Source organism: Arthrobacter sp. SAFR-179 (assembly GCF_059414945.1).
Genome location: NZ_JBPFDM010000001.1, coordinates 311,428 through 336,313 on the forward strand (window position 1 = coordinate 311,428; position 24,886 = coordinate 336,313).

The following is a 24,886-nucleotide window of genomic DNA, read 5'->3' on the forward strand; positions in this document are numbered from 1 at the left end:
TGCTGGGATAGCAGCCAAGAGATGCAGCGCGAAGTCCTGCCACGGGATTGCGAAAGCGCCGGACTTCTGTGACCGGCCGGTCAACGTTTGCCCGGCATCATCGGCACGCGTACTGCGGCTCCGCTCACCTCGGGTAGTGCCGCCTGGCCCCCTATGGATGAGGAATATCTCCCTATGCCCGAAAATCAGAACGAAACCACCACCGAAGCAACCGCCGGCATTGAATTCACCGAGCCCGCTGCCCCCGCAGCAGAGGCCCCCGGCGTAACCGCTGAGGCTCCCGAAGCCGCCCCGGCCGTTGCCGCAGCCAAAGCCGAAGAAACCCCGGCACCCAAGGCTGGCGACGACGAAGAAGACGGCGTGCGCTTCGCCGATCTCGGCATCGACGGCCGTGTCCTGGCCGCCCTGCAGGACGTCGGCTACGAAAAGCCGTCCCCCATCCAGGCAGCCACCATCCCGCTGCTGCTCGAAGGCCGCGACGTAGTGGGCCTGGCCCAGACCGGAACCGGTAAGACTGCAGCATTCGCAGTACCGGCACTGTCCCGCCTGGCCGAGCTCCACGACCTCAACGGCCCGTCCCGCAAGACCCAGGCCCTGGTCCTGGCCCCCACCCGTGAGCTTGCCCTCCAGGTGGCTGAGGCGTTCACCTCCTACGCCAAGCACATCGACGACTTCACCGTGCTCCCCGTCTACGGTGGCTCCGCCTACGGCCCGCAGCTCGCCGGGCTGCGCCGCGGCGCCCAGGTGGTTGTCGGTACCCCCGGCCGCGTGATCGACCACATCTCCAAGGGTTCCCTGGACCTGTCCGAGCTCCAGTACCTGGTGCTGGACGAGGCCGACGAAATGCTGCGCATGGGCTTCGCCGAAGACGTGGAGCAGATCTTCCAGCAGACCCCGTCGGACCGCCAGGTTGCACTGTTCTCGGCCACGATGCCGAGCCAGATCCGCCGCATGTCCAAGCAGTACCTGAACAACCCGGCCGAGATCTCCGTCAAGTCCAAGACCACCACCGGCGCCAACACCCGCCAGCGGTACCTGCAGGTCATGGGCCCGCACAAGCTCGATGCCATGACCCGCATCCTCGAGGTGGAAGAGTTCGACGGCGTCATCGCCTTCGTGCGCACCAAGATGGCCACCGAGGACCTGGCTGACAAGCTGAAGTCACGCGGTTTCCAGGCTGCCGCCATCAACGGCGACATCCCGCAGCAGCAGCGTGAGCGCACCGTCGACGCGCTGAAGGAAGGCCGGATCGACATCCTGGTGGCCACCGACGTCGCCGCCCGTGGCCTGGACGTGGAGCGCATCAGCCACGTGGTCAACTACGACATCCCGCACGACACCGAGTCCTACGTGCACCGCATCGGCCGCACGGGCCGCGCGGGCCGCAGCGGTGAGGCCATCCTGTTCATGACGCCGCGTGAGAAGTACCTGCTGCGCGCCATCGAAAAGGCCACCCGCCAGCCGGTGGAGCAGATGCACCTGCCCACCGCAGAGACCGTGAACTCGCTGCGCCTGGGCAAGTTCGCCGAGCGCATCACCGAGACCCTTGAGTCCGAGGACGTCTCGATGTTCCGCGACCTGATCGCTTCCTACGAGGAAGAGCACAAGGTGCCGGCAGCAGAAATCGCTGCGGCACTGGCCGTCATGGCCCAGGGCGGGCAGCCGCTGCTGGTCAAGGAACTGCCGGCTGCTCCCGAGTTCCAGAAGCGCGAACGCTCCAAGGACGGCTTCGGCTCCCGTGGGCCCACCCGTGCGCTGACCGAGGGCAACGCCACCTACCGCATCGCGGTGGGCCGCCGCCAGCGCGTCATGCCCGGCTCCATCGTTGGCGCCATTGCCAACGAGGGCGGCATCTCCTCCGCACAGATCGGCGGCATCGACATCCGCTCGGACCACTCCCTGGTGGAGCTGCCCGCGGACCTGACCGCCGAGCAGCTGCGTGCCCTGTCCCGCACCCGGATCGGCGGCGAGCTGATCCACCTCGAGCTGGACAACGGCCGCAAGCCCTCCGGTGACCGTGGCGCCTACCAGGGCAACCGCGGCGGCGACCGTGGCGGCAACTTCAAGGGCAACGGCGGGTTCAAGAAGGAGTTCCGCAAGAACGACGGCGAGCGGTCCTCCGCCGACCGCGGCGGCCGTTCGTACAGCGAGCGCTCCTTCAGCGACCGTGGCCAGGCCAGCGACTCCCGCTTCGGCGGGCACGGCGATGGCTCCCGCAAGCCCCGCAGCGGCGGCGACAGCGGACACCGCGACTTCAACCGCAAGGGCAAGTGGTAAACCACCCCTTGCGTTGAGGAATTGACGACGGCGATGGGCCGGCTTACGAGCCGGCCCATCGGCGTTTAACTTCAAGAGTGTGGGGCTGGCCACATTCCTGCCCCGAGGCGGTGGTCAGGGGACCTTGGAAGGTGCTTGCCGCCGTCGTCCACTCTGCTGGCGCCAGCCCCTCTAGCCCCGGAATTCCGCGGAAAAAGCCGCTCCCGCGGTCCCCAAAAGCGCGTTGACAGTGGTCCCGAGAGGGCTCTTGGCGCCGATTTGTTGGTGCGTAAATCTTCCGGTAGAGTATTTACTCGTTGCCCCCCTAGCTCAGTGGTAGAGCGCGTTCTTGGTAAGAACGAGGTCACCGGATCGATTCCGGTGGGGGGCTCTGAATGAGGGCCTGCGTCAAGGCGGTTTGACCGGCTTGACGCAGGTTTTTCTCATTCGTGGCGGTGTAGCTCAGTTGGTTAGAGCGCACGACTCATAATCGTGAGGTCGGGAGATCGAGCCTCCCCACCGCTACAGGCTAAGCCCCCGGGTTCCGCAAGGACCCGGGGGCTTTTCTGTTTCCTGGATCCGCAGTAGCTGGGCAGGTGCCCGCGCTAAAGGTCCAGGATGCGGCGCTTGGCAGCGGAGAACTCCTCGGCGGAGAGTGCCCCGCTGGAATAGAGGTCGGCCAGGACAGCAAGTTCAGACGCCACGGAAACGTTCCGGCTGACGTTTGCAGGACCATGCGGCAGCTTGAACCTTCGGAGCAGCCTCGAATGGTCCAGCGTGAGGGTGACCAGAAGTGTTGCGCCGAGAAGGGCAATAAAGATGCCCAGAATGAACGACAGTTGCCCGAACGTGGTTCCCACAACTGTGATGACGACGCCGCTGGCCACCAGGCAAAGGCCCGCCAGCTGCACCGCCGTCCGACCGAGGCGATGATCGCCGTCTCGATATTCCAACAGATAACCGCCGGCCGCCCCTGGAACCGCACGCTCATTCATACGTTTGAGGATAGTCCTGGGAATTCTTCTTGAACATGGGCGCTTCCCGCCGGGGCTTTTCTGTTTCCTGGATCCGCAGTAGCTTGGCAGCAACGTGCGGATGGGGGATCGGTGGACTTTTTCACGGCGGTAATGGAGCCGTTCCGGTGGCTGGTGTCCGCCATCATGGTGTCTTTCCACGACCGGCTCAGTGCCTTGGGTATGCCGGCTGCGGGCGGATGGACCTGGACGCTGTCCATCATCGGGCTGGTGCTGGTCATCCGCGCGGCGCTGATCCCGGTGTTCCTGGCACAGGTGCGGGCCCAGCGCAGGATGCGGCTCCTGCAGCCGGACCTGAAGGAGCTCCAGGACAGGTACAAGGGCAGGACGGACCAGGCGTCGCGGCAGGCCATGGCCCAGGAGCAGATGGCCCTCTACAAAAAACACGGCACCAACCCGTTCTCGGCCTGCCTGCCACTGCTGATCCAGGCGCCGTTCTTCCTGGCGCTCTTCCAGGTGCTGTCAGGAATTTCCAATGCATCGCGCCAGGGTGAAGGCATCGGGGTGATGGGCCACGACCAGGTGGTCCAGTTCGACTCGTCCAGCATCTTCGGGGCGCCGCTGTCAGCTTCGCTGCTCCATGGCGGCGGCGAGCCCACCGCTGTGGCCGTGCTCGCCGTCGTCATGATCCTGGTGATGATTGCCAGCCAGTTCCTGACGCAGAAACTCGTTGCCTCGCGGACCATGGCCGGCCAGGACAGCGGGAGCCCGCTGTTCCGCCAGCAGCAAATCCTTCTGTACGTCCTGCCCGTGGTCTTCGGTGTGGGCGGGGTCTTCTTTCCCCTCGGAGTCCTGGTCTACTGGACAGTCTCCAACCTCTGGACCCTGGGACAGCAGTTTTTGGTCTCACGGGAGCCTATGAGGTCTTGACGTCAGACGGCAGAATGGGCCCATGGCGCAGCTGATCTACTCCGCAATCATGTCCCTCGACGGCTACACGGCGGACAGGGACGGTAACTTCACCTGGTCAGCGCCGGATGAGGAAGTCCATGCCTTCATCAACGACCTGGAGCGGGATGTGGGCACCTACCTGCTGGGGCGGCGGATGTACCAGGTGATGGAGGTGTGGGAAACCATGGGCACGGCCGGGGACCCGCCGGTCATCCAGGACTACGCCCGGATCTGGCAGGGGGCGGACAAAGTGGTGTACTCGACGTCGCTGGACAGCCCCGCTGCACCCCGGACCCGGCTGGAGCGGCAGTTCGTCCCGGCGGCGGTGCAGGACCTGAAGGCCGCTGCGGACAGGAACATCAGCATCGGCGGCCCCACCCTCGCGGCCCACGCCCTCAAGGCAGGCCTCGTGGACGAGTGCCAGTTCTTCATCAACCCGGTTGCCGTGGGCGGCGGCCTGCGTTTCCTCCCGGAGGGGCTGGAGGCAAAGTTCCAACTGCTGGACGAGCGGCGGTTCGGAAACGGGGTGGTGTACCTGCGCTACGGAGCCCGCTGAACCACAGGTGCGCCCGTCCTGGGCTGCACCGCGAAGAGGGTGAACAGCAGTGCCGCCAGGGCCGTGCCTACCAGCAGGAGGAGCCCGATTGAATAGCTGCGTGTTGCAGCGTCATACGTCGCGCCCATGACCAGCGGTGGAAAGTAGCCGCCCAGGCCGCCGGCGGCGCTCACGATGCCGCTGATGCTGCCCACCTTCCCTGCCGGCGACAGGACGCCGACCCAGGCGAAGACGCCGCCGGTCCCAAGGCCCAGTGCGGCCGCCATGGCAACGAACGTGGCACCGGCGGGCACTTCGCCGTCGGGCCGCATGTTCACCACCCAGCCCAGGACCGCGACGGCGGCAAGGGCTGCGATCACCACCGGCTTGGGGCCGAGCTTGTCGGCAAGGACCCCGCCCACCGGACGGGCAAGGACAGCGGCCAGGGCAAAACCGGCGGTCCGGGCGCCCGCGCCGGCGGGATCGAAACTGTAGACGTCCCGCAGATAGGTGGGAAGGTAGGTGGCAAAGGACACGAAACCGCCGAAGACCACGGCGTAGAGGAAGCACATCTTCCAGGTGACGGCCAGCCTGGCGGCGTCAAGGAGTTTGGGCAGCACCGGGGCGTGGTTGGGTGCCCAGTCGGGGGATTCCTTCATGAGGAACCAGACCAGCACCGCCATCACGGCCAGGACAGCGGCGATCAGCAGGTGCGTGGGAAAGTATCCGATCCCGGCGACGAGCCGGGGATTCAGGAACGCCGCCAGTGCCGTTCCGCCCATTCCCGCACCGAAGACGCCGGTGGCGAAGCCGCGGCGGGCCGGTTCATACCAGGCGCTGACGAAGGGGATCCCGACGGCGAACACGGTGCCCGCCACGCCAAGCAGCAGCCCGGCCCCCAGCACCAGCGCGAAGGAGCTGAGGAGCCCGCCGACCGACACCAGGAGCAGGGGAGGGATGGCGGCCAGCAGCACCACGGTGAACATCGCCCGGCCGCCGTATTTGTCGGTCAGGGTGCCCACCACGATCCTGCCCAGTGAACCGACAAACACCGGCATGGCCACGAGGATCCCGGTGGTGGCCGGCGTGAGTTCCAGGTTTTTGGTGTAGAACGCGCCCAGCGTGGCTACGGAGTTCCATGCCCAGAAACCTGCCACGGATGCCGCCGTCGCCAGCGCCAGGTTCAGTGCCCGGCCGGTGCCTGGCGTAGATGTTGTTCCGGCCACTGCCTGCTCCTCACTACGTCATCCAAAACGCACCGCCGGTCAGCGGTTGCGGGTGTCCCTGTCCGGCGTGCCCACGGCGGACCAGCCCCGGCCCTTCGTTTCCCTGTCCCGCGAGCGGTAGACGATGTACGGGCGGAAGAGGTAGTGCAGGGGCGCGGTGAAGGCGTGCACCAGCCGGGTGAACGGCCAGATGACGAACAGCGCCATTCCCACCAGGGTGTGCAGGTGGAAGGAGAACGGCGCAGTGGCCATCGCCGCGATGTCCGGCTGGAAGATGAACAGCGACCGGAACCACGGCGCCACGGTTTCGCGGTAGTTGTGCCCGTGTTCGCCCTCGAAGATGCTGGCCAGCGTGGTCCACAAACCGAAGACGATGGCAGCGGTCAACACCACGTACATGGTCTTGTCGTTCTTGGTGGTGGCCATGAAAACCGGCCCGGTGGTGCGGCGCCGGTAGATCAGCAGCGCAATGCCGCCCAGCGTTGCCACCCCGGCAATGCCGCCCACCAGCAGGGCGTTGAAGTGGTAGAACTCCTGGCTCATCCCCACCGCCTGGGTCCACGCCATCGGAATCACCAGGCCGAAGAAGTGCCCGGCGATGACGGCCAGCAGCCCGAAGTGGAACAGCGGGGAGGCGATCCGCAGGAGCCTGGACTCGTAGAGCTGGGAGGACCTGGTGGTCCAGCCGAACTGGTCGTATTTGTACCGCCAGATGAGCCCTCCCACCAGCACCACCGCCATGACATAGGGCAGGACGCCCCACAGGACGGTGTCCCAGGAGTTAAGGACGACGGCGGCTCCCGGCTCGGTTGCGAGCGCTGCGTTGAGTGCCGGCATGGTTACGACCCCCTGACCGGCAGCAGCCGCGGGTCGTAGGGATCCAGTCCCACGCGTTCGGAGGGTGGACCGTATCCGGCCATGCGCATCACTTCCTGCTCGTCCTGGGGTGACTTTCCGGGCAGGGTGGCGCAGATGGCCGCCAGGATGGCAGCGTGCGGCAGGTTGTCCCGCAGCAGCCCGAGCCGGAGCATTTCCAGGCTGGCCCGGTAGCGCTGCAGCAATGTCCGTCCGGCCGCGGAATCCACCCGAGCGGCGAATTCCAGCACCATGGGCAGGTAGTCGGGCAGCTCCCCGTCCAGGTCCACCAGGACGCCGCTGTTCCGGTAGGCCTCCTTGAACAGGCCCAGCACTTCGCCGCGGCGCCGGGTGTCCCCGTCCGTCCAGTAGCTCAGGTGCAGGGCGTGCCGCCGGCCCAGGTCGAACTCGCGCACGTACTGGGCCTGCAGCTCCATTGGCGGGCTGGTTTCCAGGAGGTCCAGCACCGGTGCGAATGCGGGCAGCGCACCGGGGAATTCGGCCAGCGCGGCACGGACCAGGGGGACCCGCTGCACCAGGTCCTCATCGGGGTAGGACAGGCACCATGCCGCGGCAAGGTAGACCACGTCATCGCGGCGGCTCATGGCTGGTCCTCCGCAGCCGCGAGGGTATCCGGTTCGGGCCCCTTCTCGGGGAAGAGCCCAGGCGGCGCCCCGCGACCGTCCCAGTTCAGCAGGTTCACCCGTCCCCTCAGGCTGGTGCCCGCCGCGATTTCGTCCGTGGTCTGCCGGTCCTTGAGGGCGTTGAACGTGTCCACGGCAACCGGGACGGGCCTGCCGCTCGCCTCACCAAAAGGCGAGGAATCCTGCATGCCCGGGCCGCCGTCGAAATCCAGCGAGCAGCCCATCTCCTCCAGGTCGTGGGCCTGCTCCACGTGTGCCTTGGGGATGACATACCGTTCGTCGTATTTCGCGATGGCCATCAGCCGGTACATCTCGTACATCGTTTGCCCGTCCATGCCCACGGCCTCGGGGATGGATTCGTCCGGATCGTTGCCCAGGCTGATCCCGCGCATGAAGGAGCGCATGGCCGCGAGCTTCCGAAGCACCATGGTGACCCGGTCCGTGTCCCCGGCCGTGAACAGCTCGGCGAGGTATTCCACCGGGATGCGCAGCGCGTCGATGGCGCCGAACAGGTTGCCGTGGTCCTCGCCGTCGTGCCCCTGGTCCCGCAGCAGGTCCACCACCGGGGACAGCGGCGGCACGTACCAGACGTGCTGGCCCGGCTCGATGGCAAGTACGCCGCGTTCGTGGTGAACCTGTCCCAACTGGCCGCCCGGACCATCGCCCTTGGTGAATACGCTTCGGAGGTCCCGGCAGTGCAGGAGTCCTTGTTCTAGCCGGTGCCGCAGGCCTGGACGGTAGACTTGCACGGTGCTGAACGAATTCTGGGCCACCGCGCCAACCCGTTACAAAGTCCTGGTCTTCAGCGCGATGGGACTGATCGCCGTCGGCATCATCCTGAACATCATCGGCAACACCGGCGGCAACCAAACCCTGGCCATGGCCTCCCTGCCGCTGATCGGGCTGGGCCTTGTCCTGCACGTCGTGGGCATCGTGGTCCGCGGCCAGTCGATCCGCAAGAACCTCAGGCGCTAGCTGCTGCGTTCCGCAGGACATGGCTGCGGGCGTGTTCCACGGCATCGGGCAGGTGCTGGAACAGGTGTTTGTGGTGCCGCAGCGAACGGATCACGCCCACGTTGGTCACCAGGTCCAGGTGGTCCGGCCGCACACCCTTGAGCAGGACCGTGATGCCGCGCAGTTCCAGCGCAGCGATGACCTCCACCAGCGCGTGGGCGCCGGTGGCGTCAAGCATCCGCAGCTGCGAGAGCCTGATGATTGCCACCTGGACGTCCTTGACCTGGCTGATCTCCTGGAGGATGCGCTCGGCGGCGCCAAAGAACATCGCCCCGTCCAGCCGAAGGACCGCAATGTGCTCATCGCCGTCGGCGGAAGGCCCGGGGATCGGCTCGCGCTGGACGCCGCTCAGCGAGGCGAATTTCCGCAGCGCGAAGAGCGCCGCCGCGGCCAGCCCGATCTGGATGGCCACGATCAGGTCGAAGGCCACGGTGATGATGGCCGTGAGAACGAAGACTGCGGCGTCTGCCCGGGTGGAACGCAGGATGGCGGCAACGGTGCGCCGGGAAACCATCCGTGTTGCGGTGACCATCAGGATCCCTCCCAGTGCTGCCAGCGGAATGCGGCTGACCATTCCGGACGCCAGGTAGGTGATGGCCAGCAACACGACGGCGTGAACGGCTGCGGCAAGGCGCGTCCGGGCCCCGGAACGTACATTGACCGCGGTCCTGGCGATGGCTCCGGTGGCGGGCATGCCGCCAAACAGTCCGGCGGCGATGGAAGCCAGGCCCTGGCCGGTCAGCTCACGGTCCGGGCTGTAGGGTCCGGTGGGCCTGCCGTCGGGGCCGGCCATCCCCGCGGCCACCCGGGCTGAGAGCAGTGATTCGATGGCGGCAAGGACGGCGATTGCCACCGCGGGCATGGCAAGGCTGCCCAAGGTGGCCACGTCCACGGCGGGCATTGCCGGCGCGGGAAGGGAATGGGGCAGCGCACCGATCCGCGGAACATCCAGCTGCAGGAGTTCGGCCGACGCCGTGGCCAGGAGGACCGCCACCAGGCTGGCCGGAAGGGCCCGGAACAGCTTTTGCAGCAGGACCATCACGACGGCGACCATCACCACGAGCGCCAGCGTCAGCAGGACAGTGGGCGCCTGCGCGGCTAAGGCAGCTTCAACGGCGGCGACCACAGTGTTGTGTCCCGGGACGCCGGACGTGCCCGTGGCGAGTGGAACCTGCTGGAGGAAGATAATGGCCGCGATCCCCAGCGTGAAGCCCTCCACTACCGGCCAGGGGATGAAGGCGACGGCCCGGCCCAGGCCGCTGAATCCCATGACGCAGACCAGCAGCCCCGCCATCAGGGAGAGCGGGGCCACGCTGCCCGGGCCGTGGACGGCCACGACGGGTGCCAGGACCACCACCATGGCGCCGGTGGGGCCCGAAACCTGCACGGAGGACCCACCCATGAGGGCTGCCACCATGCCGGCCACGATGGCGGTGATAAGCCCGGCCTCGGCGCCCACTCCGGAGCTCACCCCGAACGCGAGGGCCAAAGGCAGGGCGACAATGCCCACGGTGATGCCGGCCAGCAGGTCACTGCGCCACGAGGAGCGAAGGCCGGCGTAATCCTGCCGGGACGGGAGGAGCCTTGTAAGCCTCTGGGCGGCCCTGACAGTGGCGCGTCCGGTGTCAGCGGCGGAGGTGGCCGTCACGAGGCTGATTCGCGGGAGAGGTGCTCCGCCGGCAGCTGCTGTGCAAGCCGGAGCTGTTCGTTCGATTCGGACAGGCTGTCCAGGAGGAAGGTCCGGGCGATGGCGAGCAGCTCCGAAACCCCCGGGTGCGCCAGTTGGTATGTCACTGCGTTGGCGGTGCGCACCGAGGTCACCACCTTGTGCCTGCGCAGGGTGGCCAGGTGCTGGGAGAGGTGCGAGGCTTCAAGCCCGGTCTCCGCCAGAAGGTAGCTGACGGCCGCAGTTTCCTGCGGGGCGGCGGCCAGCAGTTCAAGGATCCGGATACGTGCCGGGTGCGCCAGGCCCTTGAACAGATTGGCCTTGATCTCGTACAGCGGCGCTTGGGCGGAAGACAGCAAGGGAGTGGCTCCTGGGCTGATTGATGAAATGATGAAACCATCATATCAGTGGGTTGCACAACGTGTCCCGGCTGCGCCGGGGATAGGCTGGAATCCATGACTATCAATCCGGATCTGCAGGGCCGAAGCTACCCTGCCGCAGAGGTGTACGACGTTGGCCGCGAGAAAATCCGCGAGTTCGCCCGCGCGGTCAAAGCCACCAACCCTGCACACTTCGACGTCGATGCAGCCACGGCCCTGGGCCACACGGACCTGGTGGCACCCCCCACCTTCGCCATCATCATTGCCCAGCGGGCCGACGCCCAGCTCATCGAGGATCCGGACGCCGGCATCGACTTCTCCCGGGTGGTGCACGCGGACCAGCGCTTCACCCACCACCGGCCCATCGTTGCCGGCGACCGCCTCGTCGCGGAACTCCACGTGGACGGCGTCCGGGCCATGGGCGGCGGCGCCATGATCACCACACGCTCGGAGATCTTCGCCCTCGGTTCCGGCGACGCCCGCGAACCGGTCACCACCACCACGTCATCCATCCTGGTCCGCGGAGAGGGACAGTAACCATGAGCCCCACCTTCAATGAACTGAGCGCCGGCCAGGAAATCGGCAGCCGCACCATCGAGGTCACCCGCACCGACCTGGTCAAGTACGCCGGAGCATCCGGCGACTTCAACCCCATCCACTGGAACGAGGCCTTCGCCACCGGCGTGGAGTTGCCCGGCGTCATCGCGCACGGCATGTTCACCATGGGCTCAGCCGTGCAGCTCGTCACTGACTGGGCAGGGGACCCGGGCGCCGTCGTGGACTTCCAGACCCGCTTCACCAAGCCCGTCCTGGTCACCGACACCACCGGAACCCCGGAGCCCGGCGCCACCATCGAGGTCAGCGGCACCATCGGAAAGCTCGACGCCGATGCAGGCACCGCCCGCGTCGACCTCACCGTTGTCTCGGCCGGGCAAAAAGTCCTGATGAAGGCCCAGGCCGTCGTCAAGCTGTCCTGAGCCCGCACCCTTGAGCGCAGGCACCGGAATCGAGGCCACGTCCCTCCAGGTCAGGCACTGGCGGAACGCCGTGGTGGTGGCCTACACAGCAAGCGGCCTGGCCTTCGCCTCCTGGGTGTCCCGGCTGCCCGCCATCCGGGACGCGCTGGACCTCAGCCCGGGCACCGTCGGGGTCATCCTGCTCTGCATGACGCTGGGTTCCTTCGCCTCCGTTTCCGCCTCCGGCCTTATCGTCCTGCGGCTGGGGTCCAAGAGGACCATCCGCACCGGCAGCATCATGGCCGGTGTCGGCCTGCTGACGGCGGGTTTTGGCACAACCGTGCTGTCAAGCCCTGTCGCAACCGCTGTCGGCCTGGCCATCATCGGCCTGGGAACGGGGAGTTGGAACACTGCCTCCAATGTGGAGGGTGCGGCAGTCGAGCGTGCGGTGGGCCGGCACATCATGCCGCGGCTTCATGGCGCCTTCAGTCTGGGGACCGTGGCTGGCGCGGGACTGGGTGCCGCTGCGGCTGCTGCGTCCGTGCCCGTGTTCTGGCACCTTGCTGCGGCAGGAACGGTGGTGGCCGTATCCGTGGCGACGGCGGCGTCCTGGTTCCGTGCCGACATCACCACGGCAGCGGAGCGGACCTACACCCCGGACAACTTTGAAGACCCCACCACGGGCCCTATTCCCGTGATCCACGCTGGAAGCCCGTCTGACGCGCCCCTGGACAACAAGCGCAGGATCGCCCAGGCGTGGCGGGACCGCCGGACGCTGCTGCTGGGCGTCCTGGTGCTCGGCCTCGCCCTGGCCGAAGGCGCTGCCGGAGACTGGGTGGCCCTTGCGCTGGCGGACAGCCACGGGCAGAGCGATGCCGCCGGTGCTGCCGGCTATGGGCTGTTTGTCACGTTCATGACCATCGGCCGGTTCGCCGGGACGGTGGTGCTGGACCGATTTGGCCGTGTGCCCGTCATGCGCTGGTGTGCCGCCCTGGCGGTCGTGGGTCTGGCAGTGTTCGTCTTCGCCCCCGCGCCGTGGCTCGCCTATGTGGGGCTGGCGGCCTGGGGCCTGGGCGCATCCCTGGGCTTCCCGGTGGGCATGTCCGCCGCGGCCGACGACCCTGCCAAGGCCGCGGCCCGGGTGTCGGTGGTGTCCACCATCGGCTACGGCGCGTTCCTGTGCGGGCCCCCGCTGCTCGGCCTGCTGGCCGAACACGTGGGGATCCTGCACTCACTCCTTGCGGTGATGGTGATGCTCGCCGTGAGCTTCGCGCTGTCCCCGGTGGCCCGGAAGGCCGGCTAGCTTTCCCTAGTATTGTTGACGGGTGACTCCCACACTGCTTTCCTCCCTGACCACCTCCGCCGTCGGCGGTCCTGCCGGCAAATTCATCGAGGCCCGGACCGAGGCAGAGATCATCGATGCCGTGCGGACCGCGGATGCTGCCGGCGAGCAGGTGCTGATCATCAGCGGCGGGTCCAACCTCCTGGTGTCCGACGACGGATTCCCCGGGACCGTCGTGAAGATCGCCTCGGAGGGGTTCACGGTCAACGCGGAGGACTCGTGTGGGGGAGTGGCAGTGGTGGTGCAGGCCGGCCACAACTGGGACAAGCTCGTGGAGCACGCCGTCCGGCACGCCTGGTCCGGAATCGAGGCCTTGTCCGGCATCCCCGGTTCCACCGGTGCCACCCCGGTCCAGAACGTGGGTGCGTACGGCGCCGAAGTGTCCCAGACCATCGCGGCCGTCCGCACCTGGGACCGCGAACGCAACGCCGTCCAAACGTTCACCAACTCGGAGCTGAAGTTCGGCTACCGCGACTCCATCCTCAAGCGCACCACGGTCAACGGCTCACCCCGGTATGTGGTCCTCACCGTGGAGTTCCAGTTGCCGTTGGGGCGGATGAGTGCGCCCGTCCGATACGCCGAACTGGCCCGCTCCCTGGGCGTGGAGGTGGGCAAGCGTGCCTACGCCAATGACGTCCGCCGGGAAGTGCTCCGGCTGCGCGCCTCCAAGGGCATGGTGTGGGATGGCGCCGACCGCGATACCTATTCCACCGGTTCCTTCTTCACCAACCCCATCGTCTCGGCGGACGTGGCAGACACGCTGCCGGAATCGGCGCCGCGCTATCCGGCGGGCCAGGACGGACGGGTGAAACTTTCCGCGGCGTGGCTGATCGACCAGGCAGGGTTCGGCAAGGGCTTTGGCCTGGAACCGGAAGGAGTGGCCGGCGGCCGCGCATCCCTGTCCACCAAGCACACGCTGGCCATCACCAACCGTGGCTCCGCCAGCGCCGCCGACATGGTGGCCGTGGCACGCGAGGTACGCGCCGGCGTCGAACGCCGCTTCGGCATCCAGCTGCACCCGGAGCCGCTGCTCATCGGACTGGACCTCTAGCCGTCCCGCCAGGGCCGTACCAGGCCTAGGATGGGCGCATGGCTGCATCTGGTTCCCCGCGTGACCGCAGGATGATCGGCAGGCTCCGGTTGGCCTCACAAAGGCTGGCCGGGGAGGGTGCCACCTCAGTAGCGGGGCTGGTCCGGTGGATGACAGCAATGCAGGCGCAGGATCTGCCGGCAGCCCTCTGGGCAGTGGGGGTGCGGGTGCCCGGTGCGGGGATTTCCGACGTCCGTGCCGCCATCGATTCCGGGACTGTGGTCCGGTCCTGGCCCATGCGGGGAACACTGCACCTCGTTGCCCCCGAGGACCTGCGCTGGATGCTTGACCTCACCGCCGAACGGCTCACCAGGAGCATCGCGGCCAGGCACCGGCAACTGGAAATCACCTGGACTGATGTTGAGAAGGCGCGCGACCTGGCCCTGGACCGGATCCTGGCTGACGGTCCGGTCAGCCGTCCCGGGCTGTTCAAGGTCTTCGAGGCCGGCGGCCAGCCCACGCAGGGCCAGCGCGGCATCCATCTCCTGGGTACGCTATGCAGGCACGGCTGGCTGGTTCCGGGGCCGCTCTCCGGCAACCAGCAGCTGATCGCGGCTTTCGACGAGTGGATCCCGGAGTCCCGCCGGATGGAGCGCCAGGAAGCCATTGCCGAGTTTGCGCTGCGCTACTTCCGGAGCCATGGTCCGGCCACCCTGCGCGACTTCGCCTGGTGGACGCAGCTGCCGCTGACCGAGGTCCGCGCCGCGTTCCAGCACGTCCGGCACCAGCTGGTGGAGCTCGAGATCGAGGGCACCAGCTACTGGCTCTCACCGGACGTGGCCGCGCTCCTGGATTCCGGAGTCCCCGGCGGCCGCTCCCTTCACCTCCTGCCCGGATTCGATGAGTTCGTCCTCGGCTACACGGACCGGACGCCCGTCCTGGCACCGGAGCATTTCGACCTGATTGTGCCGGGCGGCAACGGCGTCTTCAAGAAGACGGTCGTTGCGGCGGGGAAGGTGGTGGGCGCCTGGGCGCTCCAGGGCACGGGCCGTGGTGCCGCCGTCGTCCCCGAACTCTTCGATGGGACCAAGCCCATGGGCCCGGCAGCCCAGGCAGCCCTCACCAAGGCCGCTCACCGGTACATAACGTTCCTGGCAACCTGAGCCCTTCCCCTACCTCCCCGCATAACCGGCCCTGCACCGCATAACCGGTGTGGGCCCGCAACGCTTATGCTTGCCAGGGCCGCTCGTCTTCCTGGCAGTCCACATAGGGACGAGAGCGGCTGTCGCCAGTCCAAGAGACCAGCCACCCTTGAACGATGAAAGCCGATGCAGTGCGTGCCCTCGTTGACGATCGCTGGCCTGAGCGAGCTGTGGCCTCAACATCACAGTTGGCCGCCGCGGGGCTGGACGACCGCTTGCTGACGGCGGCCGTCAAGAGTGGTGCCCTGCTCCGCTTGCGGCGGGGAGCGTACGTCCGGGCTGCGTACTGGAACAGGATCAAACCGTGGGATCGGGACCAGCTGAGAATCATGGCGCATTTCGAGTCCACCTCGGGGCTGGCCCGGTATAGCCACGTGAGTGCAGCAAGGCTGCATGGCTTCCATGTATGGAACGCCGGATCCCTGGTGCACGTGACAACGCAGTATTCCAATTCGAGTGCCAGCGCGGGCAAGGACGTCCAGACCCACCGCCTCCCGCTCCCAGAAATTGAGTGCACTTCGTTATGGACGCCCGATGGACAGGAGATCATGACCACTGCCGTCGAAAGAACCGTCCTGGACTGCGCCCGGATCCTGCCCCTCGACAAGGCTGCTGTCATCGGCGATCATGCACTCCACAAAGGCGCTTCAATGGCCTCGATGCGGCGTTTGCTGGAAGAGAGCCCGGTCACCCGCGGGGGCAGGCGTGCCTTAGACCTGCTGGATGTTCTGGATGGGCGGTCGGAATCAGCGGGGGAGACACGGACCAGGCTGCTGCTCCGCTCATTCGGTTTGGGCACATTTAAGCCTCAGGTCGAGATCATGACTACTGCGGGCCTGTTCCGGGCAGACTTCGCCGACGCGGAAGCCCGGGTGGCGATCGAATTCGACGGCGCCGTCAAATACATGGACCATAAACCCACACAGGAAGTGCTGCTCGCGGAGCGCTGGCGGGAAAATGCCTTGGTGGAGGCAGGATGGCGTGTCTTCAGGCTGCAATGGAACCACCTGGACCGGCCGGGGGAGCTCCGCGCGCGGCTGGCAGCGTTCCTTGGATATCCCGAAACGCAAAAGCGGCCCCGGCCCGCATAACCGGCGCTGGGCGGCAGCGGTTATGCGGGCAAGGGCCGCTCGTGGGGCAGCTGTACGGGTTACAGGTTGCCGGTGGCGATGTTGAGCATGCGGCGCAGCGGCTCGGCGGCGCCCCAGAGGAGCTGGTCGCCCACGGTGAAAGCGCTGATGTACTGCGGGCCCATTTCCATCTTGCGGATGCGGCCCACCGGGATGTCCAGGGTGCCTGAAGCCGCAACCGGGGTCAGCTCGGCCATGGAGGCTTCCTTGGTGTTCGGAACCACCTTGGCCCACTGGTTGTCCTCGTCCAGCAGCTTCTCGATCTCGGCGACGGACAGGTCCTCGCGGAGCTTGAGCGTCAGTGCCTGCGAGTGCGAGCGCATGGCGCCGATGCGGACGCAGAGGCCGTCCATGATCACGCGGTTTTCCTCTGAGGTGCCCAGGATCTTGTTGGTCTCCACCCCGGCCTTCCACTCTTCCTTGGACTGTCCGTTGCCCAGGTCGGCGTCGATCCAGGGGATCAGGGAGCCGGCCAGGGGGACGCCGAACTGGGTGGCGTCGATGTCCGTGCGCTGGTGGGCCAGGACCTTGCGGTCGATGTCCAGGATGGCCGACGCGGGATCGTCCAGTTCGGTGCTGACCTCGGCGTTGAGCGTCCCGAACTGGCTGAGCAGCTCGCGCATGTGCCGGGCGCCGCCGCCGGAAGCTGCCTGGTAGGTCATGGAAGTGCCCCACTCCACCAGGCCGTTCTTGAACAGGCCGCCAAGGCCCATGAGCATGCACGAGACGGTGCAGTTGCCGCCGATGAAGTCCTTGGTGCCGTTCACCAGGCCCTTGTCGATGACGTCGCGGTTGATGGGGTCCAGCACGATGATCGAGTCGTCGTTCATGCGCAGGGTGGAGGCGGCGTCGATCCAGAGGCCGTCCCAGCCGCGGCTGCGCAGTTCGCCGTGGACCTGCTTGGTGTAGTCGCCGCCCTGGGCGGTGACGATAATGGGCAGCTTGGCCAGCGTGTCGACGTCGAACGCGTTCTCGAGCTTGCCGGCGCCTTCAGCGAAGGAAGGCGCGGCACCTCCCGCGTTGGAGGTGGAGAAGAACACCGGGTTGATGTTGGCGAAGTCGCCCTCGTCCTGCATGCGCTGCATGAGGACGGAACCGACCATGCCGCGCCATCCGACCAGGCCGACGGAAGGGGTAGCTGCTGTAGTCATTGGACTATTTTAGACGGCGCGACCGGAAGGGCGCAGTCGGTTACGTCACGCCCGGGCAGGGCACCGAGAAGGTCCGACGGCGGCACACACCTGAGCGGTGAGCGGCGGCGCGCTCGGAGCTATAGATCAAGTCCTCGGCTCCTCTGTTGGCGGTGGAGTGGGTGGAGCGTCGCCCGGGAACGGACGCGTACTGTCTGGGAAGTTTTCGCGGGTGATGGCGATGTGTGGCGGATTTGATTCGAACCAGGCCCGTGCCTGGTCATCGGTAAGGGCAAAACGCGGTTTCGGCAATCCTTTCAGCTTGCGCTTCTTGGTCGCCCGCAACTCGCGGCGTAGGTTGCCGATTCCCAAGAGCCAGCCTCCTGTGAAGAGGACCGTCCCCAGCAGTCCGAAAATGACAAGGATTAGATTGAGGCTGGCAAGTGCAATGATCAGCATCAGGGGTGCGCCGAGGGCCGGAATGGTCATGAGGGCTGTCACGACAACGAGCCCTGTTGTCGTGTGCACCGAGTAGTTTCCGGATGGCTGGGAGCCGCCGATGCCCCATTCGTCTTTCGTATACGCGTGGACCGTGCGCTCCATGCCGGTTGCGTAGAAGTACGGCCGATCCACAAGTAGCTTCTGTACGGCAGGATCGATCACCCTAGGTGACTCGCGCTTCATCGGGAAGCCGCAGGCGGCCGGAGCCTGTCCGGAGAATCACTGATTGACATGTCCTGCTCCAGGTTCCGGTGTATCGCGTTCCTTGCGCAGCTTCTTGGCCCGGTACTCGTCCCTTGCCAAGCCAAAGGTGTACCAAGCCCCGAAACCACCCAGGCCAATTGCAAACAATGCGCCCCATTCGGGGCCGTGCCCTGCCTGAAGGAGGCGAGGAACAGCACCGTAGAGCCAAGGAACATGAGACCCAGAAAGGCGGACACAATTCCCATGCCCCACCATGTCCGGATCTGCGCCTGGCCTCGCCCCGGCGAAAAACCGATCTCGTCCCCCGGGATAGCTGTGCAGTTCCCCTGTATTGGTCCTGCGCAGAACGCGCTTCTCACCCCGGGCAAGCGCGGCCTTATGCTCGGCGTACACCACGTCGTTCCGCCGCTCCCGGTAGTCGTTTTGCATCACGATCAACTCCGATCCCGCTGCTCTTGGGCCAAAGTATTCACCAGTCCTTCAGGCTCGAACGGCGCGTAGGAGGTTCCAGTGTCTTCCCTGCTGCCTTCCGTAAATGTGTGGCTTTGCGTTCCTTGAAGTAGTAACCCCATGATGTCGGCACAAGGAAAAGTACAACGGCGCAGCTGATAATAAATTGCACCCAGTCGGTGACGCCCTCACCCGTGAGGAGAATGATGGCGGCCCCAACCACAACTGCCGAGAACACCGAGATCAAAATAGCAAGGAAGAGCAGACCGCCCGCGGAATTGATGGGTTTGACGGCACTGCCGACGTCGCCCTTGTAGACCCCGTATTCCTCGGCCGTGAGTCCCTGCTTCGCGGCTTCCAGTTCCACCTGCTGCTCGTAGTAACCCTTTCGCCGGGCGCGCCGAGGTTCGGGTGCGTTGTGGTTCATCGGAATCTCCCTTCTGGCCTGTCGGCACCTAGCGCGGGGGCGTAACCGACAAGAGATCGGTTGTACGAATAAGGGAATCAGGGGCGTTGCTAATTGACCAGTTGAATGATTACTGAGGAAGGAAATGCATGGCAGCTCATGGCAGTTCACTTGGAAAGGGACGACGGCTGTTAGGGAAATTTTCCCGGGTGATCTCCAGCGTCCCTGGCCGTTCTTCAAACCACGCCCGCGCCTGATCATCCGTGACTTGGTACAAAGGCTTGGGAAGTCCACGCGTCCGCCGTAGCTTTCGTGCCCGAAGTTCGTCGCGGATTGAGCCCAGCGTGTAGAACCAGCCGCCCGTGAAGAGGACCGTGCAGACAAGGCACAGCAGAAAGACTCCGATATTCAGGTAGATAACCCCAATGATCATCCAGATTGGGGCAAGTATGGCAGGGACTGTTAAGAGCACCTCAATCAGGGTCAGTACCACCAGGCTGTGGGCCGGATTGTTGGAACTGTAGGCCGACGAACCGCCCAAACCCCACTCCTCGGGAGTGTAGGCGTTGATGATGTCGTCTTTGCCGTACCCGTAGTAGTAGGTGCGCAGGCGCTTGACGCTCTTCTGAACATTCTCAGTCATCGGTCAGGGGCGATCCGGTTCGAAATGAAAGTAAGGAATGGCGGAGGCCAGCTTCGCTGAGAGGCGCGGTGGCGGGACCGACGTTGTCACCGTGAACAGCCGCGCAAACCCACCCTTCCGTTTCCTGACGCACGAGGAGCCCATACTGCCCTTCAGGGCCGCTGGTCCTCAGACGCACACCACCTTCTGGATGCGTTGCCAGATGATCCCGAACCAGGTACGACTGTGCGGCCTCAGCGGAGGTGGCAGGATCTTGGGGCAGAACAAACCAGGCCTGCATTGTTCGTGGCTGGAACAACAGCTTTGTGCGGTCCGATTCGATCTGTAACACAGTGTCGCCCAAGACTGCGGATTGCAGGAGATCGATCTGCGTCCACCGTGCGGCCTTGGCCAAGGTATAAGCAACAACATCCACCTGGGGCGTGAATGACAGCTCAGACCCAGCTGTGGCGGAGGCCATGCCGCGTGCCACGAGAGATGACAGTCCGGCTCTGATCATTTCCAGATCGGTGCTCTCATCCTTGAGGCGCAGCCAATTAGCGCTCTCGGTAGCAGCTGCAGTGTTCTGGAGCTGGAGGATGTATGCCATCTCAGCAATGCCGAAACCTATGGAATTGTCTTCCGGTACGGTCACAGTAAGTCTTCCTTCATCTCTTGGTTTCTGCTAGAAACCGAAAAAGTCTTTGACGCCGTCGCCGATGTCAGAGGTAACGTCTTCGGCAAAGTCTCCAAAGGCGTCGAAGCCTTGATCAATTGCGTCTTTCGCGCCCGGAACCAATTCAACGGCAGCCCAGGCGCCACCGATCACCATACAGCTCACGCCGATTGGCCCCGGAACGAAGGAGCCAGCACCGATGAGAGTCTTCAGTCCGGATCTGACGGCGTCCCCGGTCTCGCCTTCACGGATTGCGTTGACGCTGTCGAGCCCGTCCAGGGCCACGCCTATCCCACCAAGAAGGTTTCCGGGGGCGTTCAACGCCCGCAACTGAGACCTCCCCAGGGATTCTGCGCCAACTCCCCGGGCTACTTCTACGAGGTCGCCAAATCTTCCGCTGACGAGGTTCAGGGTGCCTGAAAAGGCGCCGCGGAGTTCATCTGCGGCAGCCGAGTTTTTCCAGAGTTCTTTGCTCCAGATTGCACGCCAGTCACTTGAGAGAATCTCGTCGTGCGTGCTGGCGAACTGTTGGATATCCCGGAGCCCGAGGGGAGCACCCTTTATGCCCAGTACACCGTTGTAGGCATCCCAACCCTTCCGGAATGGGGAATCTCCTTCAGCGATCCACTCGGGGCCCCAAGGAACGAATGACGTGGCCGGGCCGCCCGCGGGGCCGCCGTGGGCTACACGCTCTCCGTCGAATCCAAGCGCGTCGGTGCTGGCCTTCTCCTGCTCGTCGGCGTTCTTCAGCAGGACCTTCGACTCCTGCTGGAGCCGGGTGACCGTCTGCTGAAGAAGGGTGCGGTGGTTGCTGTTCCAGTCAGAGCGGAAGCGCTGGGCGTCCGCGCCCTTCCACGCCGGATTGTTGTTGATCTGGCTGCTCAGCTGCGTCGACTGCTGTTGCAGCAGGTCCGCGATCTTGCTGAACTGCTGCGCCAGGGTGCGCAGTTGTTCGACGTCGGCACCCCACAAAGTTCCTGCCACCAGGATTCCCCCCAATATTTATCCCGCAGCAGTTCAGAGTGCTGCGGGCCCCAGCCTAAGGCAGGATCACCACTGCCGCGATGGGTTGTCCTGCCCATGCACGGCAATACGCGCTAGCTCCGGTCCGACTCCTCCAGCACGGCTGCCTTCCGCGCCCGCAGGGCAAAGAACGCGCCAAAGGCGAAGACCTGGGTGACCACCACCAGCACGATGGCACCCGCGATCTTGTTGCCGCCCAGGATCATGGTCAGCCCCACGATCGCGGACAGCAGCGCCAGCAGCGGCAGCAGCATGTAGCCCAGCACGAACAGGGTTTCGGGTTTCTTCAGCATGTTCCTAGCCCTCGGTCCGTGACCATTTGGTGAATCGGTAGCGCGTGCCGTTGGCGGCGGTCAGCCAACCGTCCGGCGGGACGGAGGCGGAGGCCTCCCAACTGGGGCCAAGATCCGGGGCGAACGTGTCACCGTCGGCCTTCACGTCGATGGTGGTGACCACCGCTACGTTGGCGAGGTCCGTGGACTGGCGGAACACGTCACCGCCGCCCAGGATCCACACCGTCTCGCCGCCGTCGACAAACTGCGACTCAAGGAGCGCGTCATCCAGGGAAGGAACCACGACGGCGCCCTCCGCCTCAGGCGTGCTGGCCCAGCTTTCCTGCCGGGTGATGACGATGTTCGTCCGGCCGGGCAGGGGACGGTACTTGTCCGGGAAGGACAGCCAGGTCTTGCGGCCCATGATGACCGGGTGCCCGGTGGTCAGCCGGGTGAAGTGCTTGAGGTCCTCGGGCAGGTGCCAGGGCATGTCCCCGTCCTTGCCGATGACGCCGTCGGAGGTCTGCGCCCAGACCAGTCCGACACCGGTGATGGAGGCAGCCAGTTCCTCCGTGAAGGACTGCGGATCGGTGAAGTTCTCGGTGCTCATACGGCGATCGGCGCCTTGATGGTGGGGTGGTGCTGGTAGCCCACCACTTCAAAGTCCTCCAGCGTGTAGTCGAAGATCGATGCCGGCTTTCGGGTGATCTTCAGCTGGGGGTAGTCATACGGCTCGCGTTCCAGCTGCTTGAGGACCTGGTCCATGTGGTTCTCGTAGATGTGGACGTCGCCGCCGGTCCACACGAACTCGCCGGGCTCAAGCCCCACCTGCTGGGCCACCATGCAGGTGAGCAGCGCGTAGGAGGCGATGTTGAACGGCACGCCCAGGAACATGTCGGCGGACCGCTGGTACAGCTGGCAGGAGAGCTTGCCGTTGGCCACGTAGAACTGGAAGAACGCGTGGCACGGCGGCAGCGCCATGTCGTTGAGCTCGGCCACGTTCCAGGCGGAGACCATGTGCCGCCGGGAGTCCGGGTTGGACTTCAGGTTCTCGATGAGTTCGGCGATCTGGTCGATGTGGCCTCCGTCAGGGGTGGGCCAGCTGCGCCACTGGACGCCATAGACGGGGCCAAGATCGCCGTCCTCGTCAGCCCATTCATTCCAGATGGTGACGCCCTGGTCCTGCATCCACTTGATGTTGGTTTCGCCGCGCAGGAACCACAGGAGTTCAACTGCCACGGACTTGAAGTGGACCCGCTTGGTGGTGATCAGCGGGAAGCTCTTGGCCAGGTCAAACCGCATCTGGCGGCCGAAAACGCTGGTGGTTCCGGTTCCCGTGCGGTCCGATTTATGGGTGCCGGAGGCCAGGACATCGCGCAGGAGGTCTTCATAAGGCGTTGGGATGCTCACGCCCCAAGTCTACTGGCTGGCCGTTGGGAAACGCCGGGTGCCCCGCGGCCGGACGTCCCTACGGGGGTCACGACGTGGCGGGCTGGGCCGCGGTGGGTGCGTCAAAACGTTTCCCACTTGGGCCTTCCAGCCTGGGAGGGGGCCAGCACAGCATCAACAGCAGGACCGCCAGGTTCAGCAGGCCTGCCGGATTCATCCAACTTGTGTGTCCGAGGGCGGGATCCGGTCGAGCCGCGTGGTTGCCGGCAATTGCCGCCAGGCCGGAGGCAACGGTGGCAACAGTCCGGAGCAGCCGGTTCATGGTGATGGCCCGGAGGAGGCCATCCTGCAGTGGAGTGAGTCCGGTCAACGCCCGGCGGCGGGTAATCAGGACCAGGACAACCAGGGTTCCAGCCGCCAGCACCACCAGGGCACCGCCGAGATAACCTGCCAGCTCCGCGCCGGGAATTCGGCCTTCCCCGCCCGCGGTCGAATAGCCGCCGTTGCCGTCCGGCTTTGACTCATAGGGAAGAGGGGCGAAGCCCGGCACGGTGGATGTCCACAGAATCTGCGCGGCGGACCCTCCGAAGATGGCCAGGACGGTCCAACCGAGCCTGTGTGGAAGAAAATCCCGGACCCGCCGCGGGTTTTCGGATTGTTGAGGGGTTACGACGCCCCTGGGGTAGCTGAATTGCCCCAAAGTATGAACGGCCAGCCAGCCAAGAACCGGCCACACAAGGGTGGCCGGGATGTCCACAGGCGCAGTGCCACCGGGGGACACCGGGAGGATCCCGGCATTGGCTGCCGGCAACAGCGAACTTGCCAGCCAGCCAACCAGGCCGATCCAGAAGGCATGCCGGGACGCCTGTGCCACGCGGTCACTCCCACTGCCTCCCCGCATAAGGGACCGGAGCAGGAAATAAACACCGCCCGCAAACAGGAACGGCCACAGGAGAACCATCGGTGGTACATCGTTGACAACAGCGATTGCGGCAGCCTGCACGTTATCCCCCCAGAACGGTGCGTCGTGCCCCTAAGTCAATGCCCGGAAGAGCCCTAGGTCAAGCTGGGAGGACCGCGCCTAGTCGTCGAAGGGCTTGAACTGCTCCACCGCCACAACCCGTTTCCTCCCGCCGCTGGCCACGTGGCACACCACCACTTCGCCGGGGGACAGGTAGGGTTCCTTGGCTGGCAGCAGCCGCGTCAGGTGAGAGGGCATGTGCTCCGCCAGCTGCTTGAGGACGGTGGGCAGCGCGGGCCGGTGCGTGCAGACAACCACGGGCCGCTGCTTGTCGAAAAGCGATTCGATGACGGCGGCCGTCTTCTTCGGACTGCGCTGGTGCTTGTGCTCCGTCAGGCCTTCCGCCAGCTTCACCTTTGCTCCCGTGGCCCGTGCGTAGGGGGCCACGGTGGCGACGCACCGCAGCCACGGGCTGGTGACCACCCGCATGGGCTTCCATGCCTGCAGGAGCCGGCCCACGGCCTGAGCCTGCCGGGTGCCGGTGGCAGCGAGCGGACGCTCGCCCTCCGCCTTGCTCCAGGACGAGCGTGGCTTGGCTTTGGCGTGGCGGAGCACCAGCAGCGGCCAGGTGTCCAGCGTGCCCCGTTCGTGCGCGTCACGCAGGTATTCAAGAGGGACGACGTCGGAGGGGTTGGACAGCAGGCGGGCCGCCTTTTCGGGGGCGCACCACATGACGCTGTCCACTTCCTTGCCGTCCGGAACCAGGGTGTTGCCGTTGACCTTGACCGCCCAGTAGTAGACCACCTTGAGGCCGGACGAAACGTGGTAGTGGATGGGCGGCAGGGGGATCCCAAGCGGCGCCCGGAGGCCGATCTCCTCCCACACCTCACGCACGGCGCATTCCGGGACGGTCTCGCCGTCGTCAATTTTCCCTTTAGGCCAGGACCAGTCGTCGTAGCGCGGCCGGTGGATCAACGCCACCTCAAGGCCGTCCTTGTTGACCCGCCAGGGGATGGCGCCCGCAGCGGTTACGGCGACGGGTTCCCCCGGGTGGTCAGTCTGGTCAGCTACGAGTGCATCGCTCGACAACG

Annotated in this window: 27 protein-coding genes, 2 tRNA genes and 1 pseudogene; 12 read left to right on the plus strand and 18 right to left on the minus strand. The window is 65.7% G+C overall.

From position 1 onward, the window contains the following. The first annotated feature begins 174 nt into the window (after positions 1–174). From ACR65K_RS01570 to ACR65K_RS01580, 3 genes are all read left to right on the plus strand, one after another. Positions 175–2,277: a DEAD/DEAH box helicase gene (locus ACR65K_RS01570; protein ID WP_440151084.1), complete on the plus strand. Its 2,103-nt coding sequence runs from the start codon at positions 175–177 to the stop codon at positions 2,275–2,277. Between the two features lie 298 nt (positions 2,278–2,575). Next, positions 2,576–2,647, plus strand: a tRNA-Thr gene (locus tag ACR65K_RS01575). Between the two features lie 60 nt (positions 2,648–2,707). Continuing rightward, positions 2,708–2,781 (plus strand) — tRNA-Met (locus tag ACR65K_RS01580). 80 nt (positions 2,782–2,861) lie between these two features. On the opposite strand, the gene ACR65K_RS01585 is transcribed toward ACR65K_RS01580, so the two are convergent. Further along, positions 2,862–3,251: an SHOCT domain-containing protein gene (locus ACR65K_RS01585; protein WP_440151086.1), complete on the minus strand. Its 390-nt coding sequence runs from the start codon at positions 3,249–3,251 to the stop codon at positions 2,862–2,864. Positions 3,252–3,362: 111 nt separating this feature from the next. Here ACR65K_RS01585 and yidC point away from each other — a divergent pair, with 111 nt between their 5' ends. Together yidC and ACR65K_RS01595 are read left to right on the plus strand one after the other, a co-directional pair. Then, positions 3,363–4,160: a membrane protein insertase YidC gene (yidC, locus tag ACR65K_RS01590; protein WP_440151088.1), complete on the plus strand. Its 798-nt coding sequence runs from the start codon at positions 3,363–3,365 to the stop codon at positions 4,158–4,160. A 22-nt stretch (positions 4,161–4,182) separates the two neighbouring features. Then, positions 4,183–4,737, plus strand: coding sequence for a dihydrofolate reductase family protein (locus ACR65K_RS01595; RefSeq protein WP_440151090.1), 555 nt, complete (start codon positions 4,183–4,185; stop codon positions 4,735–4,737). Here ACR65K_RS01595 and ACR65K_RS01600 read toward each other — a convergent pair. From ACR65K_RS01600 to narY, 4 genes and pseudogenes are all read right to left on the minus strand, one after another. Continuing rightward, complete coding sequence (locus tag ACR65K_RS01600; RefSeq protein ID WP_440151092.1) at positions 4,722–5,942, minus strand: MFS transporter; 1,221 nt, start codon at positions 5,940–5,942, stop codon at positions 4,722–4,724. The two genes, ACR65K_RS01595 and ACR65K_RS01600, sit on opposite strands and share 16 nt — an antisense overlap. A gap of 39 nt (positions 5,943–5,981) precedes the next feature. Then, on the minus strand, positions 5,982–6,779 hold the full coding sequence (gene narI / locus ACR65K_RS01605) for a respiratory nitrate reductase subunit gamma (RefSeq protein ID WP_440151094.1): 798 nt from the start codon (positions 6,777–6,779) through the stop codon (positions 5,982–5,984). A 2-nt stretch (positions 6,780–6,781) separates the two neighbouring features. Then, entirely contained in the window at positions 6,782–7,402 is a 621-nt protein-coding gene (gene narJ, locus ACR65K_RS01610; protein WP_440151095.1) for a nitrate reductase molybdenum cofactor assembly chaperone, read from the minus strand. Further along, a pseudogene (gene narY / locus ACR65K_RS01615) lies at positions 7,399–8,031 on the minus strand (nitrate reductase subunit beta); the annotation flags it as partial. The gene narJ and the pseudogene narY, both read right to left, overlap by 4 nt. Positions 8,032–8,191: 160 nt before the next feature. Here narY and ACR65K_RS01620 point away from each other — a divergent pair. Then, the gene (locus ACR65K_RS01620; RefSeq protein WP_142117274.1) at positions 8,192–8,416 is read left to right on the plus strand and encodes a DUF3188 domain-containing protein; all 225 of its coding nucleotides are present in this window, start codon (positions 8,192–8,194) and stop codon (positions 8,414–8,416) included. Here ACR65K_RS01620 and ACR65K_RS01625 read toward each other — a convergent pair. Then, positions 8,406–10,103 (minus strand): SulP family inorganic anion transporter, encoded by a 1,698-nt coding sequence (locus ACR65K_RS01625; RefSeq protein WP_440151098.1) that lies wholly within the window; start codon positions 10,101–10,103, stop codon positions 8,406–8,408. The two genes, ACR65K_RS01620 and ACR65K_RS01625, sit on opposite strands and share 11 nt — an antisense overlap. Next, positions 10,100–10,480: an ArsR/SmtB family transcription factor gene (locus ACR65K_RS01630; protein ID WP_440151099.1), complete on the minus strand. Its 381-nt coding sequence runs from the start codon at positions 10,478–10,480 to the stop codon at positions 10,100–10,102. Before ACR65K_RS01630 ends, ACR65K_RS01625 begins: the two co-directional genes overlap by 4 nt. A 96-nt stretch (positions 10,481–10,576) precedes the next feature. Between ACR65K_RS01630 and ACR65K_RS01635 the strand changes: the two genes are divergently transcribed. From ACR65K_RS01635 to ACR65K_RS01660, 6 genes are all read left to right on the plus strand, one after another. Beyond that, entirely contained in the window at positions 10,577–11,038 is a 462-nt protein-coding gene (locus ACR65K_RS01635; RefSeq protein WP_056334108.1) for an FAS1-like dehydratase domain-containing protein, read from the plus strand. 2 nt (positions 11,039–11,040) lie between these two features. Beyond that, positions 11,041–11,478 carry a MaoC family dehydratase gene (locus ACR65K_RS01640; RefSeq protein WP_440151101.1) on the plus strand — a complete coding sequence of 146 codons (438 nt, stop codon included), beginning with the start codon at positions 11,041–11,043 and terminating at the stop codon, positions 11,476–11,478. Between the two features lie 10 nt (positions 11,479–11,488). Further along, positions 11,489–12,760 (plus strand): MFS transporter, encoded by a 1,272-nt coding sequence (locus ACR65K_RS01645; protein WP_440151103.1) that lies wholly within the window; start codon positions 11,489–11,491, stop codon positions 12,758–12,760. Between the two features lie 22 nt (positions 12,761–12,782). After that, on the plus strand, positions 12,783–13,850 hold the full coding sequence (locus tag ACR65K_RS01650) for a UDP-N-acetylmuramate dehydrogenase (RefSeq protein WP_440151105.1): 1,068 nt from the start codon (positions 12,783–12,785) through the stop codon (positions 13,848–13,850). Positions 13,851–13,888: 38 nt separating this feature from the next. Then, the gene (locus ACR65K_RS01655) at positions 13,889–14,992 is read left to right on the plus strand and encodes a winged helix DNA-binding domain-containing protein (protein WP_440151107.1); all 1,104 of its coding nucleotides are present in this window, start codon (positions 13,889–13,891) and stop codon (positions 14,990–14,992) included. Between the two features lie 155 nt (positions 14,993–15,147). Continuing rightward, positions 15,148–16,122, plus strand: a complete 975-nt coding sequence (locus ACR65K_RS01660) for a type IV toxin-antitoxin system AbiEi family antitoxin domain-containing protein (protein WP_440151109.1) — start codon at positions 15,148–15,150, stop codon at positions 16,120–16,122. 59 nt (positions 16,123–16,181) lie between these two features. On the opposite strand, the gene asd is transcribed toward ACR65K_RS01660, so the two are convergent. The 11 genes from asd to ACR65K_RS01715 form a co-directional block, all read right to left on the minus strand. Then, entirely contained in the window at positions 16,182–17,312 is a 1,131-nt protein-coding gene (gene asd, locus ACR65K_RS01665; protein WP_440151111.1) for an aspartate-semialdehyde dehydrogenase, read from the minus strand. A 126-nt stretch (positions 17,313–17,438) separates the two neighbouring features. Further along, positions 17,439–17,954 carry a hypothetical protein gene (locus tag ACR65K_RS01670; protein WP_056334130.1) on the minus strand — a complete coding sequence of 172 codons (516 nt, stop codon included), beginning with the start codon at positions 17,952–17,954 and terminating at the stop codon, positions 17,439–17,441. Between the two features lie 511 nt (positions 17,955–18,465). Then, complete coding sequence (locus ACR65K_RS01675; protein ID WP_440151113.1) at positions 18,466–18,873, minus strand: hypothetical protein; 408 nt, start codon at positions 18,871–18,873, stop codon at positions 18,466–18,468. Positions 18,874–19,009: 136 nt separating this feature from the next. Beyond that, a complete protein-coding gene (locus ACR65K_RS01680; RefSeq protein WP_056334135.1) occupies positions 19,010–19,495 on the minus strand; it encodes a hypothetical protein in 486 nt (161 codons plus the stop codon). After that, entirely contained in the window at positions 19,488–20,129 is a 642-nt protein-coding gene (locus tag ACR65K_RS01685) for a hypothetical protein (protein WP_440151115.1), read from the minus strand. The genes ACR65K_RS01680 and ACR65K_RS01685 overlap by 8 nt, the downstream gene beginning before the upstream one ends. Positions 20,130–20,159: 30 nt before the next feature. Further along, complete coding sequence (locus ACR65K_RS01690) at positions 20,160–21,134, minus strand: hypothetical protein (RefSeq protein WP_440151117.1); 975 nt, start codon at positions 21,132–21,134, stop codon at positions 20,160–20,162. A 113-nt stretch (positions 21,135–21,247) separates the two neighbouring features. Further along, positions 21,248–21,466 (minus strand): NF038396 family protein, encoded by a 219-nt coding sequence (locus ACR65K_RS01695; RefSeq protein ID WP_440151119.1) that lies wholly within the window; start codon positions 21,464–21,466, stop codon positions 21,248–21,250. Between the two features lie 4 nt (positions 21,467–21,470). Beyond that, complete coding sequence (locus ACR65K_RS01700; protein WP_440151121.1) at positions 21,471–22,055, minus strand: dihydrofolate reductase; 585 nt, start codon at positions 22,053–22,055, stop codon at positions 21,471–21,473. Further along, complete coding sequence (locus ACR65K_RS01705; protein ID WP_440151123.1) at positions 22,052–22,855, minus strand: thymidylate synthase; 804 nt, start codon at positions 22,853–22,855, stop codon at positions 22,052–22,054. The genes ACR65K_RS01700 and ACR65K_RS01705 overlap by 4 nt, the downstream gene beginning before the upstream one ends. A gap of 67 nt (positions 22,856–22,922) precedes the next feature. Continuing rightward, the gene (locus ACR65K_RS01710) at positions 22,923–23,708 is read right to left on the minus strand and encodes a hypothetical protein (RefSeq protein ID WP_440151125.1); all 786 of its coding nucleotides are present in this window, start codon (positions 23,706–23,708) and stop codon (positions 22,923–22,925) included. A gap of 207 nt (positions 23,709–23,915) precedes the next feature. Then, the gene (locus ACR65K_RS01715) at positions 23,916–24,884 is read right to left on the minus strand and encodes an NUDIX hydrolase (RefSeq protein ID WP_056334158.1); all 969 of its coding nucleotides are present in this window, start codon (positions 24,882–24,884) and stop codon (positions 23,916–23,918) included. Positions 24,885–24,886 lie beyond the last annotated feature (2 nt).